Source organism: Geodermatophilus arenarius (genome assembly GCF_042654585.1).
GTDB classification, from domain to species: Bacteria; Actinomycetota; Actinomycetes; order Mycobacteriales; family Geodermatophilaceae; genus Geodermatophilus; species Geodermatophilus arenarius.
The window spans coordinates 14,300-30,848 of record NZ_JBHSGR010000027.1 but is presented as its reverse complement, the minus strand read 5'-3'; the positions used below and the strand labels follow the sequence as shown (position 1 = coordinate 30,848).

15 protein-coding genes are annotated in these 16,549 nt (G+C 77.5%); 8 read left to right on the top strand and 7 right to left on the bottom strand.

Annotated elements, in window-relative coordinates; translation table 11 throughout:
* Nucleotides 1-220 precede the first annotated feature (220 nt).
* Both ACFO3M_RS20115 and ACFO3M_RS20110 read left to right on the top strand, forming a co-directional pair.
* Nucleotides 221-670, top strand: a complete 450-nt coding sequence (locus ACFO3M_RS20115; protein ID WP_387993123.1) for a flavodoxin family protein — start codon at nucleotides 221-223, stop codon at nucleotides 668-670.
* Between the two features lie 16 nt (nucleotides 671-686).
* Nucleotides 687-2,063 (top strand): FAD-dependent oxidoreductase, encoded by a 1,377-nt coding sequence (locus ACFO3M_RS20110; RefSeq protein ID WP_387993120.1) that lies wholly within the window; start codon nucleotides 687-689, stop codon nucleotides 2,061-2,063.
* 4 nt (nucleotides 2,064-2,067) lie between these two features.
* Here ACFO3M_RS20110 and ACFO3M_RS20105 read toward each other — a convergent pair whose 3' ends face one another.
* Nucleotides 2,068-3,210, bottom strand: a complete 1,143-nt coding sequence (locus ACFO3M_RS20105; protein ID WP_387993117.1) for a MalY/PatB family protein — start codon at nucleotides 3,208-3,210, stop codon at nucleotides 2,068-2,070.
* Between the two features lie 57 nt (nucleotides 3,211-3,267).
* On the opposite strand from ACFO3M_RS20105, the gene ACFO3M_RS20100 reads away from it, so the two are divergent.
* Complete coding sequence (locus ACFO3M_RS20100; protein ID WP_387993114.1) at nucleotides 3,268-4,167, top strand: diacylglycerol/lipid kinase family protein; 900 nt, start codon at nucleotides 3,268-3,270, stop codon at nucleotides 4,165-4,167.
* A 4-nt stretch (nucleotides 4,168-4,171) separates the two neighbouring features.
* Here the strand turns inward: ACFO3M_RS20100 and ACFO3M_RS20095 are convergent, their stop codons facing one another.
* The 6 genes from ACFO3M_RS20095 to ACFO3M_RS20070 all read right to left on the bottom strand — a co-directional run bounded on the left by ACFO3M_RS20095 (nucleotide 4,172) and on the right by ACFO3M_RS20070 (nucleotide 12,024).
* Nucleotides 4,172-5,188 carry an LLM class flavin-dependent oxidoreductase gene (locus ACFO3M_RS20095; protein ID WP_387993111.1) on the bottom strand — a complete coding sequence of 339 codons (1,017 nt, stop codon included), beginning with the start codon at nucleotides 5,186-5,188 and terminating at the stop codon, nucleotides 4,172-4,174.
* A 100-nt stretch (nucleotides 5,189-5,288) separates the two neighbouring features.
* On the bottom strand, nucleotides 5,289-7,001 hold the full coding sequence (locus ACFO3M_RS20090; RefSeq protein ID WP_387993108.1) for a GAF domain-containing SpoIIE family protein phosphatase: 1,713 nt from the start codon (nucleotides 6,999-7,001) through the stop codon (nucleotides 5,289-5,291).
* A 28-nt stretch (nucleotides 7,002-7,029) separates the two neighbouring features.
* Nucleotides 7,030-7,617 carry a peroxidase-related enzyme gene (locus tag ACFO3M_RS20085; protein ID WP_387993105.1) on the bottom strand — a complete coding sequence of 196 codons (588 nt, stop codon included), beginning with the start codon at nucleotides 7,615-7,617 and terminating at the stop codon, nucleotides 7,030-7,032.
* Nucleotides 7,618-7,729: 112 nt separating this feature from the next.
* On the bottom strand, nucleotides 7,730-9,328 hold the full coding sequence (locus ACFO3M_RS20080) for a diguanylate cyclase (RefSeq protein WP_387993102.1): 1,599 nt from the start codon (nucleotides 9,326-9,328) through the stop codon (nucleotides 7,730-7,732).
* Between the two features lie 200 nt (nucleotides 9,329-9,528).
* Nucleotides 9,529-10,416: an acyl-CoA thioesterase gene (locus ACFO3M_RS20075; RefSeq protein ID WP_387993100.1), complete on the bottom strand. Its 888-nt coding sequence runs from the start codon at nucleotides 10,414-10,416 to the stop codon at nucleotides 9,529-9,531.
* Between the two features lie 63 nt (nucleotides 10,417-10,479).
* Nucleotides 10,480-12,024 (bottom strand): ATP-dependent DNA ligase, encoded by a 1,545-nt coding sequence (locus ACFO3M_RS20070; RefSeq protein ID WP_387993097.1) that lies wholly within the window; start codon nucleotides 12,022-12,024, stop codon nucleotides 10,480-10,482.
* A 92-nt stretch (nucleotides 12,025-12,116) separates the two neighbouring features.
* On the opposite strand from ACFO3M_RS20070, the gene ACFO3M_RS20065 reads away from it, so the two are divergent.
* From ACFO3M_RS20065 to ACFO3M_RS20045, 5 genes are all read left to right on the top strand, one after another.
* The gene (locus ACFO3M_RS20065; RefSeq protein ID WP_387993095.1) at nucleotides 12,117-12,503 is read left to right on the top strand and encodes a DUF6394 family protein; all 387 of its coding nucleotides are present in this window, start codon (nucleotides 12,117-12,119) and stop codon (nucleotides 12,501-12,503) included.
* An 11-nt stretch (nucleotides 12,504-12,514) separates the two neighbouring features.
* Nucleotides 12,515-14,299 carry an NAD-binding protein gene (locus tag ACFO3M_RS20060; protein ID WP_387993092.1) on the top strand — a complete coding sequence of 595 codons (1,785 nt, stop codon included), beginning with the start codon at nucleotides 12,515-12,517 and terminating at the stop codon, nucleotides 14,297-14,299.
* Nucleotides 14,300-14,316: 17 nt separating this feature from the next.
* A complete protein-coding gene (locus tag ACFO3M_RS20055; protein ID WP_387993089.1) occupies nucleotides 14,317-15,528 on the top strand; it encodes a low temperature requirement protein A in 1,212 nt (403 codons plus the stop codon).
* A gap of 158 nt (nucleotides 15,529-15,686) precedes the next feature.
* Nucleotides 15,687-16,184 carry a universal stress protein gene (locus ACFO3M_RS20050; protein WP_387993086.1) on the top strand — a complete coding sequence of 166 codons (498 nt, stop codon included), beginning with the start codon at nucleotides 15,687-15,689 and terminating at the stop codon, nucleotides 16,182-16,184.
* 46 nt (nucleotides 16,185-16,230) lie between these two features.
* A complete protein-coding gene (locus tag ACFO3M_RS20045) occupies nucleotides 16,231-16,533 on the top strand; it encodes a hypothetical protein (protein WP_387993083.1) in 303 nt (100 codons plus the stop codon).
* Nucleotides 16,534-16,549 lie beyond the last annotated feature (16 nt).

Here is a 16,549-nt window from a genome sequence, read left to right as displayed (position 1 = left end):
GAGCGGCGGTGCGGTCAGGCGCGTTGCAGGAACTCCAGGCGGTTGCCGAACGGGTCGGACGCGCCGGAAGCCGGGGAAGTCGGCGTCCCGGGTGACCCCTCGAGCACGTCCCGATCCTGACGCCGCGCGCCGAGTCGACCTGTGGCGGTCCCGGCGCCGTCGAGACCGCCACGGGTCGACGACGGGCGGCGTCCGCGGACCGCCGGGGCACGATGGCGGCATGCCGCGGCTGCTCGTCGTCCACCACACGCCCTCGCCCAACCTGCAGACGGTGCTCGAGGCGGCCCGCGAGGGCGTGGCGATGGTCGAGGAGACCGAGCTGGTCGAGCGGCCGGCGCTGTCGGCCGGGCCCGCGGACCTGCTCGCCGCCGACGGCGTCCTGCTCGGCACCCCGGCCAACATCGGCTACATGAGCGGGGCGCTCAAGCACTTCTTCGACACCGTCTACTACCCGTGCCTGGACGCCACCGTCGGCCTGCCCTTCGGCGTCTGGGTGCACGGCGGCGACGACACCGCCGGCGCGCTCAGGGCGATCGGCACGATCACCGGCGCGCTCCGCTGGAAGCAGGTCGCGGCACCCCTGTCGCTCACCGGCGCCCCCACGAAGGACGACCTCGAGGCGGTCCGCGAACTCGCCGCCACCGTCGCGGTGAGCCTGGAGGGCCGCTGAGTCCTAGCCTGCCGGGGTGAGCACCCGTCGTCTCGTCGTCATCGGAGGGGACGCCGCCGGCGGCAGCGCGGCGTCCCAGGCCCGGAAGCGGCAGCCCGACCTCGAGGTCGTGATGTTCGAGCGCGGCCGCGCGACCTCCTACTCCGCCTGCGGCATCCCGTACTGGATCTCCGGCACCGTCGACAGCGAGGCCCGGCTGGTCGCCCGCACGCCCGAGCAGCACCGGGCGGCCGGCATCGACGTCCGCATGCGCACGGAGGTCGTCGGCATCGACACCGACAAGGGCGTCGTCCACTGGCGCGACCTCGACGCCGGCACCGAGGGCACCGAGCCCTACGACGACCTCGTCTACGCCACCGGCAGCGTGCCGATGCGCCCGCCGGTCGAGGGCATCGACGCCGAGGGCGTCTACGGCGTCCAGGTCCTCGACGACGGCGTCGCGCTGCGCGCCGAGCTCGACAGCGGCCGCGTGGGGAAGGTGGTCGTCGTCGGCGGCGGCTACATCGGCCTGGAGATCGCCGAGGCGTGCCGGATGCGCGGGCTCGAGGTCACCGTCGTCGACAAGTCGGCCACCCCGGTGGGCACCTTCGACCCCGACGTCGGCCGGTTCATCGCCGACGGCATCCGCAGCGAGGGAGTCGAGCTGGTCCTGTGCGACGGCGTCGCGGGCATCGACGTCGACCGCGGCGGGCGGGCGCGCGCGGTGGTCACCGAGAGCGGCCGCGAGCTGCCCGCCGACCTCGTCGTCCTCGGCCTCGGGGTGCGGCCGAACGTGCGGCTGGCGAAGGAGGCGGGCATCCCGCTCGGCACCTCCGGCGGCGTCGCCGTCGACCAGCGGATGCGGACCCAGGTGCCCGGCGTGTGGGCGGCCGGCGACTGCGTGGAGTCGGTGCACCGGCTGTCGAAACAGCGGGTCGTCGTCGCGCTCGGCACGCACGCCAACAAGCAGGGCCGGGTGGCCGGGATCAACGTCGGCGGCGGCTACGCCACCTTCCCCGGCGTCATCGGGACGGCGATCACCAAGATCTGCACGGTGGAGGCCGCGCGCACCGGGCTGTCGGAGAGGGAGGCCGAGGACGCCGGCTACTCCTTCGTCACCGCCGCCGTCGACTCCACCACCACCGCCGGCTACATGCCCAACGCGTCCCCGATCCGGGTCAAGATGATCGCCGAGCGGCGCAGCGGCCGGCTGCTCGGCGCCCAGGTGGTCGGCGAGGAGGGCGCGGCCAAGCGGGTCGACGCGCTGGCCATCTGCATCTGGAACGAGATGACCGTCGACGAGGTCCTGTCGCTGGACCTGTCCTACGCGCCGCCGTTCGCGCCGGTGTGGGACCCGGTGCTCATCGCCGCCCGCAAGGCGTTCGAGGCCGTGGAGGCCGACACCCGCAGCTGACCGGTCAGCGCAGCACGCCCGCCATCCGCTCGACGATCGCGGTGAGCACCGGCTCGGGCGTGGCCAGGTTCAGCCGCACCGCGCCGCGGCCGGCCTCGCCGCAGCGGGCGCCGTCGACCACCGCCACCCCGGCCCGCTCGAGCAGCAGGTCGCCCGGGGCGTCGGCCGGGAGGCCCTCCAGCCAGGCCAGGTAGGTGCCCTCCGGCGGGCGGTACCGGACCCCGGGCAGGTGCGAGGCGACCAGGTCGGCGAGCAGCCGGCGGTGCCGGTCGAGGACGGCGATCGTCTCCTCCAGCCAGCCGACGCCGTCCCGGTAGGCGGCGGTGTTGGCGACCGCGCCGAGCGTCGAGCAGCCGTGCTCCACCCCGTGCCCGACCCGCGCCCACAGCTCGGCGTCGGCGTCGTTCGAGAGCAGCAGCTGCGCGCACTTGAGGCCGGCGAGGTCCCACGCCTTGGACGCGCTGGTGGCGGTGAGGGTGTGCGCGGCGGTGGTGTCCGACAGCGACGCGTAGGGCACGTGCCGGGAGCCGGGGAAGACCAGCGGCGCGTGCACCTCGTCGGAGAACACCCGGCCGCCGTGCCGGTCGACCACCTCGGCGACGGCGAGCATCTCCGCGGGCTCGAGCACCCGGCCGATCGGGTTGTGCGGGTTGCACAGCACCAGCAGGTGCCCGCCGGCGCGGAAGGCGGCGTCGAGCGCGTCGAGGTCGTAGACGAACCGGTCGCCGTCGCGGGCCATCGGCACCTCGAGCACCTCCCGGCCCAGCGCCGGCGGCACCTCCAGGAAGGGCATGTAGGCCGGGGTGGGCAGGACCACCGGCGAGCCGGGCCGGGACAGGTGGGTGATGGCCGCGGACAGCCCGGCCAGGACGTCGGCCATCGGCCGGACCCGCTCCGGCGGCACCTCCCAGCCGTGCCGGTCGCGCAGGAAGCCGGCGGTCGCCCGCGCCACGTCGTCGGCGAGCCAGTCGGGCAGGTAGCCGAACAGGCCGCGGGCGACGGCGTCCTGCAGCGCGGCGGTCACCGCGGGCGCGGTGCCCAGGTCGGACTCGGCCACCCAGGCGCCGAGCGCGTCGGGGTAGCGGGTCCACTTCAGGCTGCCGCGCGAGCGCAGGCCCGCGACCACGGCGTCGGCGTCACTCGTCACGGTGCCGATCCTGCCCGCTGGCGGCCGGGGCGCGCGCGGGCTGGGAGGGTGCTCCCCGTGCGGCTGCTGCTGGTGGTGAACGGATCGGCCGGGAGCGCCGACGCGCTGGACCCGGCGCTGGAGGTGCTGCGCGCCGGCGCCGACGTGGAGGTCGCGGCGACCGCGGACGCGGGCGACCTCGACCGGGTGCTCGCCGGGCGGGACGGGCGCCGGCTGGTCGTCGCCGGCGGCGACGGCTCGGTGCACGCGGTCGTCGCCGCGCTGGACCGCGCCGGCGCCCTCGATCCCGCCGACCCGCTCGGCGTCGTGCCACTCGGCACCGGCAACGACCTGGCCGGCGCGCTCGGGCTGCCCGACGACCCGGCCGCCGCCGCCCACTGCGTCCTCGACGGCGCCCCGCGCCCGCTGGACCTGCTGCGCGACGACGCCGGGGGCGTGGTCGTCAACGCGGTGCACGCCGGGATCGGCGTCCGCGCCGCGGATGAGGCCGCAGGGCTCAAGGACCGGTTCGGCGCGCTCGCCTACCCCGTCGGCGCGGCCGTGGCCGGGATCGCCGGCGCGGACCACCGGCTGCGGGTGACCGTCGACGGCGCCGTCGTCACCGCGCCCGCCGGCTGGGCGGCCGACGGGGGGACGCCGCTGCTCGTGGTCGGCGTGTGCAACGGGCCCACCATCGGCGGCGGGACGGCGCTCGCGCCGGGCGCCGACCCCGGCGACGGCCTGGCCGACGTCGTGGTCAGCGCGGCCACCGGTCCCGCCGCGCGGGCCGCGTTCGCCGTCGCGCTGCTCGCCGGGCGGCACCCCGCCCGCGACGACGTCGTCCTCGTCCGCGGGCGGGAGGTCACCGTGAGCGGCGGGCCGGCCGGGCTGGACGCCGACGGCGACCTGCTGCCGCCGGTGGGCGCGCGCACCTGGCGGGTGGTCCCGGCCGCGTGGTCGGTGTCCGTGCCGCGCTGACCGCTCAGGCCGCCGGGGACCAGCCGAGCAGCGGGCCGAGGCGCTCGGCGGTGTCGGTGAGGATCTGCTCGTAGTCGGCCTCGGCGAAGCTGAACGGCAGCGCGAACACCACCTCGGTGACCTCGCGGAAGCCGGCGTGCGCGTACAGGGCCTCGGCGATCTGCTCCGAGGTGCCGAGCAGGTCGCGGGCGAACAGCAGCCTCCCCGGGCCCTGGGGGACCCCCACCCGCGGGCTGCGGGCCTCGACGTAGGCGGCGTACCGCTCCCGCTGCTCGGCCGTGGCACCGTCGGTCGGGATGACGACCAGCCCCTGCGACACCCGCCCGGCCGGGTTCGCCTCGCGGAAGGCACGCACCTGGTCCGCCTGGATCTGCGCGAAGTCGGTGGAGCCGCCCTCGGCGCGGACCACGCTGCTGGTCAGGAAGTGCACGCCCGCCTGCCCGGCCCACTGCGCCGAGCGGGTGCTCGCCCCGCCGTACCAGAGCCGGTCGCGCAGGCCGGGGGAGTGCGGCTGCACCCGGTCCGACCACTCCTCGACGACGCCCTCGCGGCCCGCGAACGACGCCGCGGGCTCCCCGGCGACCAGCCGCAGCAGCCGCTCCACCCGGGTGTAGGAGAAGTCCTCGACGTCGGCGGTGTCGGGGTAGAGCGCAGCCCTGACGTCGTCCCAGTGCATCGGCGGGCCGACGCTGACCCCGGGGTTGAGCCGGCCGCCGGAGAGGACGTCGACGGTGGCGAGGTCCTCGGCCAGCCGCAGCGGGTTCTCCCAGCCGAGCGGGGTGACCGCGGTGCCGAGCTCGATCCGCGACGTCCGCTGCGTGGCCGCGGCGAGGACGGCGACCGGCGAGGAGATGCCGTACTGCAGGTGCCGGTGGCGCAGCCAGGCGCTGTCGAAGCCCAGCCGCTCGCCGAGCTCGACCGTCCGCAGCGTCGTCTCGTGACCCGCGGCAGGGTCGGCGGGGTCGAACAGGCCGATGGTGAGGAAGCCGAGCCGTGCGAGGGGGGTACCGGGGGTGGGCACGGCGTCGATCCTGCCCGCCCCGGTCGGGCCGGTCCGGCGCGGGCCCGCCGGCGTTCCGGTCACCCGGCGGCGTGGCGGGGTCGCGGACGCCCGTCCGCGGTCACCGCACGCGGACGGCGAGCAGCGCGACGTCGTCGTCGGTGGAGCCCCGGACGCCCTCCAGCAGCCGGTCGAGCAGGTCGTCCAGCGAGCCGGCGCCGTCCGCCGCGACGGCGGCGGTGAGCTGGGCGATGCCGTCGTCGAGGTCGGTGCGGCGGCGCTCGACCAGGCCGTCGGTGTAGAGCAGCACCGTGCTGCCCGGCTCCAGGGCGATGCGGTGGGTGCCCCGCGCCCGGGTGGCGTCCAGGCCCACGAGCAGGTCGGGGGGAGAGGCGAGCACCTCGACGCGGCCGTCGGCGTGCCGCAGCAGCGGCGGCGGGTGCCCGGCGTTGCTCCAGGACAGCACCCGGCCGCCGTCGTCGCCGAGGTCGACCCGGCTGACCAGCGCGGTGGCCAGGGCGCCGGTGCGCAGGCCGGCGACGGCGGCGTCGAGCCGGTCCAGCGCCCGGGCCGGCGGCTCGCCGCCCTCGAAGGCGAAGCCGCGCAGCATCGCCCGCAGCTGGCCCATGGTGGCCGCGGCGGCGACGTCGTGGCCGTTGACGTCGCCGATGACCAGCACCGTGGCGCCGTCGGAGTCGTCGAAGGCGTCCCACCAGTCCCCGCCGACCTGCGCGCCGGCGCTGCTGGGCAGGTAGCGGGCGGCCAGCTCCAGCCCGTCCGGGGCGGGCAGCTCGCCGAGCAGCGCGCGCTGCAGCGTGGTGGCCACCGACTCCTGCCGGGCGAGCAGCACCGCGCGGCCGACGGCCTGGGCGGTGTACTGGGCGAGGGCGAGGACCAGGCCCTGCTCGACCGGGCCGAACGCGTGCGGCTCGTCCCAGGCCAGGCTCAGCGTGCCGGGCAGCGCGCCGGCGACCGGCAGCGGCAGGTGCGCCGACGCCCCGGCCGGCCGCGGGGGCCGCGCGTGCGGGAAGCGTTCGGCGGTGGTGGCGGGGTCGGGGAGGAACACCGCGCGCCCGGTGGCCAGCGCGACCGCCGGCGGGACCTCGGCGCCCAGCGCGACGGAGGCGGAGTCGTCCTCGGGGGAGCCGTCCGCGGAGCCGGGCACCGGCCGCAGCCGGCGGGTCGCGGGGTCGACGAGCGCCAGGCAGGTCCGCGAGGTGCCCAGCGCCTCGGCGGCGGCGCCGGTCACGGCCGCGGCGACGTCGTCGAGGGTGACCGCGTCGGCCAGCGTCTCGGCGAACCGCAGCAGCAGCCGGGTCTGCTCGCTGATCCGCTCCGCGGCGCGCCGGGCGGTCTCGGCGTCGCGGGTCAGCGCGCGCAGCCGCAGCTCGGAGGCGGCCAGCCCCGCGACCTGGGTGAGCACCGCGACGTCGGTGCCGGTCCAGTCGCGGGGGCGGGAGTCGATGGCGCAGACCGCGCCCACGACGTCGCCGTCCGGGCCGACCAGCGGCACCCCGCAGTAGGCGACCACCCCGAGGTCGTCGATCGCCCGGTTGCCGGCCAGGACCTCCACCTCGCGGGCGTCGCGGACCACCAGCGGCTGTGCGGTGACCCGCACGTACTGGCAGAACGAGTGGCTCAGCGGGGTGCTGCGGCGGGCCTGCCACTCGGGCGGGAGGCCGACCGCGCCGGGGAACACCTGGCGGTCGGGCTCCACGAGGGTCACCAGCGCGGTGGGGACGTCGAGCAGCGTGCGGACCAGGACGACCAGCCGGTCGAAGTCGGCGTCGGCGATGCCCGACGGGTCGTCGGTCCCGCTGTCCGCGCTGGTCACGGGCCCACGGTAGTCGGCCCGCGCGCGGTCACCGGGGGAGCCGGCCCATGAGGTGGAACTCGGGGTTGGGCGGGATCGCGGCGAAGTGCGCGAGCCGGTTGGACAGCGCGAAGAAGGCGGTGATCGCGCCCACGTCCCAGACGTCGTCCTCGGTCAGGCCGTGCGCGCGCAGCCGGTCGAGGTCGGCGGCGGTGACGGCGGCGGGGTCGGTGGCCAGCCGGACGGCGACGTCGAGGACGGCGCGCACCCGGTCGTCGAGCGGGGCCTTGCGCCAGTCGACGGCGACCAGGTCGGCCAGGTACGGGTCGCGGGTGCGGATGCGCGCGATCGCGCCGTGCGCCACCACGCAGTACGCGCAGTCGTTGGCCGCGCTGGTGGCGACCACGATCAGCTCGCGCTCGCCGGTCGACAGGCCCGGGGTGTCCTTGTCCATCAGCGCGTCGTGCATGGCGAGGAACGCCCGCTCCTCGGCCGGCCGCCAGGCCAGCGCCGCGAAGACGTTGGGCAGGAACCCCGACTTCTCCGCCACCTCCGCGTGGCGCCCGGCCAGGTCCGGCGGCAGGTCGGCGGGGTCGGCGACGGGGAAGCGGCTGATCGGCGTCGGGTCGGTCGTCACCCCGTCAGCGTGCCCCGCGGCCGGTCCGGCGTCGACCGTGTGCGCCGGCGCCGCGACACGGGCGCCGGAGTGCGGCGTGGGGCGCGCACCGTCCCGCGGATCCGCCCGGGCGTCAGTCGCCGACGACGACGCGGTCGCGGCCCTCGCGCTTGGCGCGGTAGAGGCGGGCGTCGGCGCGGCCGAGCAGCTGCGCGGGCGTCCGGTCGGGCACCTCGCTGGTGCTGGCGGCGCCGATGCTCACGGTCACCGGCAGGTCCCCGGTGAGCGGGCCCCACGCGTGGGCGGCCACGGCGCTGCGGACGTCCTCCAGGTACCGGGCCGTGGCCGCGGCGTCGGCGCCGGCGAGGACGACGAGGAACTCCTCGCCGCCCAGGCGGGCGACCAGCGAGGCGGTGCCCGGGGCCGGGAGGTCCTGCACGATGCCCGCGACGGTGCGCAGCACCTCGTCGCCGACGGCGTGCGAGCAGGTGTCGTTGACCCGCTTGAAGTGGTCCAGGTCCAGCAGCGCCACCCACACCAGCGCGCCGTCGGCCAGCATCCGCGGCAGCTCGTCGTCGACGTGCCGGCGGTTGTGCAGGCCGGTGAGCGGGTCGCGCAGGGACAGCTCGCGCCAGCGGCGGCTCTGCCGGCGGGCCTCGGTGGTCTCGTACATGGCCTGCAGCGCGCGGGCGCGGGACTCGCGCTGGGCGGACTGCTGCTCCATCAGCTCGGCGCAGTAGCGCTTGTGCTCCTCGAAGGCGGCGCGGTGGTCGCCGGCGGCCGCGTGCAGCTCGGCCTGCTCGGCCCGGGCGCGCACCCGGATGGAGGTCAGCCCGTGCTGCCGGCAGCGGCGCACGCACTCGTCGAGGGTGCGCTGGGCGGCGTCGACGGCGCCGCGGCGGCGCTGCACCTCGGCGAGGGTGAGCAGGTAGTCGGCCCCGGCGTCGCCGTCGTGGGAGCTGTCGAGCACCTCCGGCGCCAGGCCCGGCAGCAGCGCCTCCTCGGCCTCGTCCAGCCGGTCCAGGCCCATGAGGGCGCGGGCGACGGTGTCCAGGCGGCCGACGTCGAGCGGGACGCCGTGCGCGGCGGCCAGCTCCTGCAGCCGGCTGCTGAACCGCAGCGCGTCGGCGAACCGGCCGGCGAGGGTGTCGGTGTAGGCGCGGTTGTTGAGGATGCGCAGCTGGCGGTCGACGTCGCCGAGGTCCTCGGCCAGCCGGAGGACGGTGGCGTAGCGCTCGGGCGCGGCGGGGTCGCGGGACAGGCCCAGGACGTCGGCCAGCCGGACCAGGTGGTCGATGCGCAGGGCCGGGAGCGCGTCGTCGTCGAGCAGGTCGACGCCCTGCACGGCGTGCTCGAGCGCGCCGGCGAGGTCGCCGAGCTCCTGGAACACCGCGGTGAGGACGAAGGAGCTGCGGGCGAGCAGGTGCCGGGACCGGGCCTCGGTGGCCCAGCGGTGCACCTCCTGCGCGATCCGCCCGCCCTCGGCCACCGAGCCGCGCCGCCGCAGCAGGTCGGCGGCCACCAGCCGCGCCCGCTGCTCGAGGTCGGGGCGGCCGAGCTCGCGGGCGGTCCCCGCGGCGGCGCCGGCGCGCTCCGCGGCGGCCTCGGAGTCGAAGCGGGCGAGGGTCTCCAGCTCGTCGAGCGTCGTGAGCAGGACCGCGAGCGGGTCCGGCGGCCGCGGGGAGCCCCCGGGCACGGCGCCGGCGTCCGGACGGACGGCGAGACTGGTCACGACTCCCCATCGGCAGCGCGGTGCCGCCGCGACAGGGCGGACACGGGATCCCCACCCGGTCGGGTGAGCGCGGGGGCGCTCGCCGGGCAGCCGGCCATCGGCACCTCCGCGGGGCGTGCGAACCGCTGTGCCACCCATCACAGCAGATGCCACCCCGGGACGGGGGGACGCGCGCCCGGGCGCCTGCCGCTGGGGGCCGCTCAGGCCCGGCGGCGGCGGAGCACGCCCTCCTGGACGACGGTGAGCACCAGCCGCCCCTCGCGGTCGAACACCCGCCCGGAGCAGAGCGCCCGGCCGCCCGCGGACCAGGCGCTCTCCTGCTCGAAGCACAGCCAGGTGTCGGCGCGGGCCGGGCCGTGGAACCAGACGGCGTGGTCGAGGCTCGCCGTCACGAGGCCGGGGTCGCCGATGACCGCCGCGTGCGGGGCGACCGCGACGGCGAGCAGCAGCATGTCGGTGGCGTAGGCGAGCGCGCAGGCGTGCAGCCGCGGGTCGTCCGGGAGCGCCTCGCGGGAGCGGAACCAGAAGCGCTGCCGCGGCGGCGCGGGCTCGCCCCGGCCGGCGGCGATCCGGGGCGGCCCGCCGTCGAACCGGAAGTCGAACGGGTGCCGCGCGTCCAGCCAGGCCAGCCAGGCGAGGACGGAGGCGGGGGCGCCGGCCGACGCGTCGGCCGGCGCGGCCAGGGACTCCGGCGGCGGGGCGTCCAGGGTGGGCACCTGGTGCTCGGGGCCGGTCTCGGGCCGGGCGAAGGACGCCGTCAGCACCAGGACCGTCTCCCCGTGCTGGACGGCGGCGACCTCCCGGGTGGTGTAGCTGCCGCCGTCGCGCACCCGGGTGACCTGCAGGTCGGTGGGCGCGGCCGGGTCGCCGGCGCGGACGAAGTAGGCGTGCAGCGAGTGCACCGCCCGGTCGTCCGGGACGGTCGCCGTGGCCGCGAGCAGCGCCTGGGCGACCACCGCGCCGCCGAACGCCCGGTCGGCCGGCACGCCGCGCGCCGCGCCGCGGAACCGGCCGGGTGCGGCCTCCGCGACGTCGAGCAGGGCGACCAGCCCACCGGGGACCGGACCCCCGCCGACCGGCTGTGCCACGCCCGCCCCCGTTCCGCCCGCCCGACCGACCGCGAGCAGTGAACCACCCGGGCGGGAGCGGGCTCAGCCGCCCGCGAGCAGGGCGCGCACCGCGTCGAGGTCGTCGGCCTGGCCCGGGGTCTTGTCCGGCCGGTAGCGGAGCACCCGGGCGAAGCGCAGCGCCAGCCCGCCGGGGTAGCGCGGGCTGCGCTGGGCGCCGTCGAGCGCGACCTCGACGACGAGCTCGGGCCGCAGCTCCACGCCCCACGGGTGCTCGGCGCGGGCGAGCGCGGGGAAGGTGCGGGTCTGCCAGTCCAGCAGCTCGTCGGTCATGCCCTTGAACGTCTTGCCGACCATCACCGGCTCACCGCCGTCGGGGTCGCGGGCGCCGAGCCAGATGTTGGACAGCGTGCCGGTGCGCCGGCCGTACCCCCACTCGGCGGCGAGGACGACGAGGTCGAGGGTGTGCACCGGCTTGACCTTCTGCCACGCGCGGCCGCGCCGGCCGGCGGCGTACGGGGCGTCCAGCGCCTTGACCACCACGCCCTCGTGCCCGGCGGACAGCGCGTCGTCGAGCACCGCGGCCGCCTGCTCCGGCGTCGGCCGGCGGACCCCGGGCATGCGCAGCGGGGCGTGCGCGTCGTCGGCGAGCAGGCCGGCCAGCGCGTCGAGGCGCACGTCGAGCGGCTCGTCGAGCAGGTCGCGGCCGTCGAGGTGCAGCACGTCGAACAGGAACGGGCTCAGCAGCACGGCCGCGTCCTCGGAGGTGTCGACGCCGTCGCTGCCGAAGCGGCTCATCGTGTCCTGGAAGGCGCGCGGGCGGCCGTCGTCGTCGAGGGCGAGGGTCTCGCCGTCGAGGACGGCGGTGCGGCAGGGCAGCGCGCGGACCCGCTCGACCAGCTCCGGCACGCCGCCGGTGACCTCGCGCAGCGTGCGGGTCCACACCCGGACGTCGTCGCCGTCGCGGTGCACCTGGATGCGGGCGCCGTCGAGCTTGTGCTCCACGGTGACCGCGGGGCCGAGGTCGGCGAGCGCGGCGTCGAGGGAGGAGCCGGGGCTGGCCAGCATCGGCCGCACCGGGCGGCCCACCCGCAGCCCGACCGCGGCGAGGGCGTCCTCCCCGCCGCCGAGGGCGAGGACGGCGGTCTCGTCGAGCCGGCCGGCCAGCATCATCGCCCGCCGGACCGCCGGTGCCGGGACGCCGGCCGCGGCGGCGATCGCGTCCAGCACCACGCCCTCCAGCGCGCCCTGCCGCAGCTCGCCGCCCAGCAGCCGGACGAGGAGGTGCTGCTCGTCGGCGGTGGCGGCGGTGAGCAGCTCGGTCAGCAGCGCCTCGCGGCGGGCGGCCGAGCCGCTGCCGGCCGGGCCGGCCAGCGCGGTGAGCGTGCGGTCGACCGCCGCGACGGTCAGCGACGGCGCGGCCGCGGCCGGCGGGGCGGTCCGCGCCAGCGTGCGCCAGCCGACGCCGACCCGGCCCTGCGGCAGCTCGCCGGCCAGCCACGCGGCCACCGGCCCGGCCTCGTCCGGCCCGGCCGCGCGCAGCGCCCCGGCGATGGCCTGCGCCTTGGCGGTGCGCGAGCGGGTGGCGGCCACGGCCGCGGAGGCGGCGACGACGTCGGCGAGCAGCACGCGGCGATGGTGACAGTGCGGTACGACTCCGGGAGGTGCGCGTGCCGTGATCCCGTTAGCGTCGTCCGCGCGCCGAGAGGAGGTGCTCCCGCGTGAACCTCGAGAAGGTCGTCTTCGGGTTCTTCGTGCTGCTCGCCGCCACGCTCAACTTCGGGTTCTTCCTGGGCGACATCGACGACCCGGCGGTGCACAACGTCTACGAGCTGTTCGCCGCGCTCGTGGTCAGCCTCGTCGCCACGGTGCTCAAGTTCGGCGACCGCACCCAGATCGGCGCGGTGCACCTGGCCACCAGCCTGGTCGCCGACCTGCAGCTGGTCGCGGCGACGATCACCTGGGCCTGGGCGGTGCACGTCTCCGCCGAGGGGCTGACCGACGTGACGACGGCGAGCATGGTGTCGCTGTCGGGCGGGGCGCTGCTGGCCAACGTGGTCTCGGTGGTGCTGCTCGTCGTCGAGACCGTGTCCTTCCAGCGGCACTGAGGCGGGCCGCCGTGGAGACCGCGCCGCCGCCCCCCGTCACCACCCGCGGACGGCGCATCCGCCGCCGGGCGCCGGTGGTGCCGCGCGCGGAGGGCTCGGCGACGGTGTTCACCGTCCTCCGGCGGATGCGCGCGCCGCTGATCACGCTGATCGTCATCTTCGCCGTCAGCGTGCTCGGGCTGTCGCTGGTCCCGGGCGTGGACGCGGACGGGCAGCCGGCCCGGCTGAGCCCGTTCGACGCCTTCTACGTCATGAGCTACACCGCGACCACGATCGGCTTCGGGGAGATCCCGTACGCGTTCAGCTACGCGCAGCGCATGTGGGTGACCGGCGCGATCTACCTGACCGTGGTCGGCTGGGCGTACGCGATCGGCTCGCTGCTGGCGCTGCTGCAGGACCGCGCGTTCCGCCAGGCGATGGCGCTGCGGCACGTGTCGCGCAAGGTGACCCGGCTGCGCGAGCCGTTCCTGCTCATCTGCGGCTACGGGCAGGCCGGGGAGACGCTCGGGCTGTCGCTGGACGCGCTCGGCCGCCGGTTCACCGTCGTCGACATCGCCGAGAGCCGCATCGACGCCCTGGAGATCGCGCCGCACCGGGGCGACGTCCCCGGCGTGGTGGGCGACGCGCGCGACCCGCACGTGCTCGGCGTCGCCGGCCTCGGCCACCCGTGGTGCGAGGGGGTGCTGGCCGTGACCGGCGACGACGAGGCCAACCTCGCCGTCGCCATGGCCGCCGCCCTGCTGCGCCCGGAGCTCACGGTGGTCACCCGCACGACGTCGGCCGCGGTCGCCGAGCGGATGAGCCGGTTCGGCTCGCCGACGGTCATCAACCCCTTCGACCGGTTCGGCGACCACCTGCGGCTGGCGCTGCGGACGCCCGCGTCCTACCAGCTCACGACCTGGCTGGAGAGCGGGCCGGGCGCCGAGCTGCCGCCGCGGGGCACGGCGCCCGCGCCGGGCCGGTGGGTGGTGTGCGGCTACGGCCGGTTCGGCCGGCACTTCGCCGCCGACCTGGGCGCCGAGGGCCTGGAGGTCACCGTCGTCGACACGACGCCGGGCGACGGCGTCGTGGAGGGCGACGCCGCCGATCCCGACGTCATCCGGCGGACGGACCTGGCCACGGCGGTCGGGCTGGTGGCCGGCACCGACAACGACACCACCAACCTCTCGCTGGTGGCCGAGGCGCGGCGGGTCAACCCCTCGCTGTTCGTCGCCGCCCGCCAGAACCAGCCCGCCGACGCCGCCCTGTTCGCCGCCATGGAGGTCGACGCGCTGCTCGTGCCCACCGAGGTGGTCGCGCACGACGCCTACGCCCGGCTGAGCACGCCGCTGCTGTGGCGGTTCCTGCGCGAGCTGCCCGGGCAGAGCGACGAGTGGTCGGCGGGCGTCGTCGAGCGGCTGCTGGACGCGTGCGGTGCGCACCTGGAGGCGCTGTGGAAGGTGCGCCTGACCCCGGAGGACGCGCCGGCGCTGCACCCGCGGCTGGCCGGAGGGTGCTTCCGGCTCGGCGACCTGCTGCGCGACCCGGCCGACCGGGACCAGACCCTGCTGGCCGTGCCGCTGCTCCTGCTGCGCGGCGAGGAGGCGGTGCTGACCCCCGACCCCGGGACGGTGCTCGAGCCCGGCGACGAACTGCTGTTCGCCGGCCGGGCCGCGGTGCACCGGGAGGTGGAGGCGACCCTGTTCATCGACGGGGTCGCCGACTACCTGGTCACCGGCCAGCGGGTGCCGCAGAGCTGGATCTGGCGCAAGCTGAGCCGGTCGGCGCCGGTCGAGGACGCGGCCCCCGCGCCCTGACCCCGTCGGGGGGACACGTGCCCGACCAGGCACCGGCCCGCAGGCTGCTCGGCGCCCTCACCGGCCGGGACGCCGTCCGGCCGCCGTCGCTGCGCACGGACGACGACCGGTCCGCCTCGCGGCTGGAGCTGTTCTTCGACCTGGCCTTCGTCCTGGTCGTCGCCGAGCTCGCGATCGCGCTGCGCGAGGACGTGACCCTGCACGGGTTCCTCGTCTTCGCCGGCCTGTTCACGACCGTCTGGTGGTCCTGGGTCAGCTCGACCCTCTACGCCAACCGCTTCGACCACGACGACGTCGTCTACCGCCTGTACAAGCTCGGGAGCATGGCCGCCGTCGTCGGGCTGGCGGCCTCGGCGTCGGAGGCGACCGGCGAGCGGTTCGCCGTCTTCGTCGTCTGCCAGCTCCTGCTGCGCGCGATGCTGCTCCTGCAGTACCACCGCGCCCACCGGCACGTGCCGGACGCGCGGCCGATCACCCGGCTCTACCTGGCCGGGACCGCCGCGGGCGCGGCGCTCTGGGCGGTGTCGCTCGCGGTGCCCCGCCCGGCCGCGTTCGCCCTGTGGGCCGCCGCGGTGCTGGCCGAGGCGCTGGTCCCGCTGCTGGCGACGCGGTCCTCGGCCGACCTGCCGCTGCACGTCGAGCACCTGCCCGAGCGGTTCGCGCTGTTCGTCATCCTCGTGCTCGGCGAGCCGGTCGCCGCGGTCGCGCACGGCCTGTACGACGCCGGCTGGTCGGGCTCGGCGCTGCCGGTGGCGGTGCTGGCCTTCGTCCTCGCCGCGGCGCTGTGGTGGAGCTACTTCGACCTCGCCGGCGCCCGCGCCAAGCGGCTGCTGGGCGAGGCGGGGGAGCACAACGGCGCCCACGCCCACGACGCGTACGTCTTCGGGCACCTGCCCCTGACGCTCGCGCTGGCCACGGTCGGCGCGGGTCTCGAGCTCGCGGTCGTGGAGGCCGCCGCCGGCGAGGTGCCGGCGGGGACCCGGTCGCTGGTGGCCGGCGGGGTGGCGGTCTACCTGGTCGCCGCGAGCGTCACCGCCTCGGCGATGACGGGGAAGGCCCGGCGCGGCTGGTGGTGGCCGCTGCTCGCCGCGGCCGTCGCCCTGCTCGACGCGCTGCTGGAGCTCCCGGCGTCCGTGGTCGTCGGCGCCCTGGCCGCGCTGGTCGTGACGGTCGTCGTGGTGGGCTGGGCGCAGCGCGCGGCGGGGGACCTGGAGACCGAGGAGGTCTGACCTCGGGAGGTCCGGGGCCGGCCGCCGACCGGGACCTCCGGCCGGGACCTCCGGCCGGGACCTCCGGCCGGGACCTCCGACCCTGCCGCCCGGCCGCGGTGCGGCGTGTCATGGGTGCGCGCCGGTTCCTGGTGACCGGCGTGGAGGGGGTCTGTGCCGTGACCTCGGGAGCCGTGCCCGGCGGCGTCGTCGTCGGTGTGGACGGCTCGGCGTGCGCCCGGGCCGCCCTCGCCTGGGCGGGCCGGATGGCCGCCCGCACCGGCATGCCGCTGACCGCGGTGCGCGCGTGGAGCGTGCCGACCGCACCCCGCCCGGACACCTGGGAGCCGGCCTACGTGCCGCCGCTGGCCGACTGGGAGCGGGCGGTGGAGCAGGCGCTCGCCGACGACGTCGCCGCGGCCGGCGTGCCCTCCGCCGTCGCGGTGACCTGCCGCGCGGTGCACCGGGCGCCGGTCGACGCGCTGCTGGCCGCGGCCGAGGGCGCGGAGCTGGTGGTGCTCGGCGCGCGGGGGAGGGGCGGCGCCCGCGGGCGGCTGCTCGGCTCGGTGGCGTCCTCGGTGCTGCGCGCGGCGCCCTGCCCGGTGACCGTCGTGCGGCCCGACGCGGTGCGCCCCGGCCGGGCCGAGGCCGTGGGGTCCGCCGCCGCGCGGCCCTGACGACGTGCGTCCCCCGGGACGGCCCCGGGGGTGGAGAGGGGGAGCCATGGACCCGTCGGCGCCGGAGCGCCGCGAGATGTCGCTCGAGGAGAAGCTCATCGCGCAGTGGGAGGCGCAGCACGACGTCGCCGCGCGCGGCCACCGCTGCGACCCGCTCGGCCTGCAGCACCAGCTCAGCCGCGAGCGGCTGGCCGACAGCACCCGGCCGCCCACCCCGCGCCGGCCCTCCGCCGCCGGCGCGGCCGCGGAGCCCGCCGGTCCGCCGCCGGGCGCCGCGCCGCACCCCGAGCCCCCGACGGCCCGCCGGCACCCGTGGCGGCGGTTCCACCACCACGCCTCCGAGAGCTGACCCCGCGCCGGCCGGG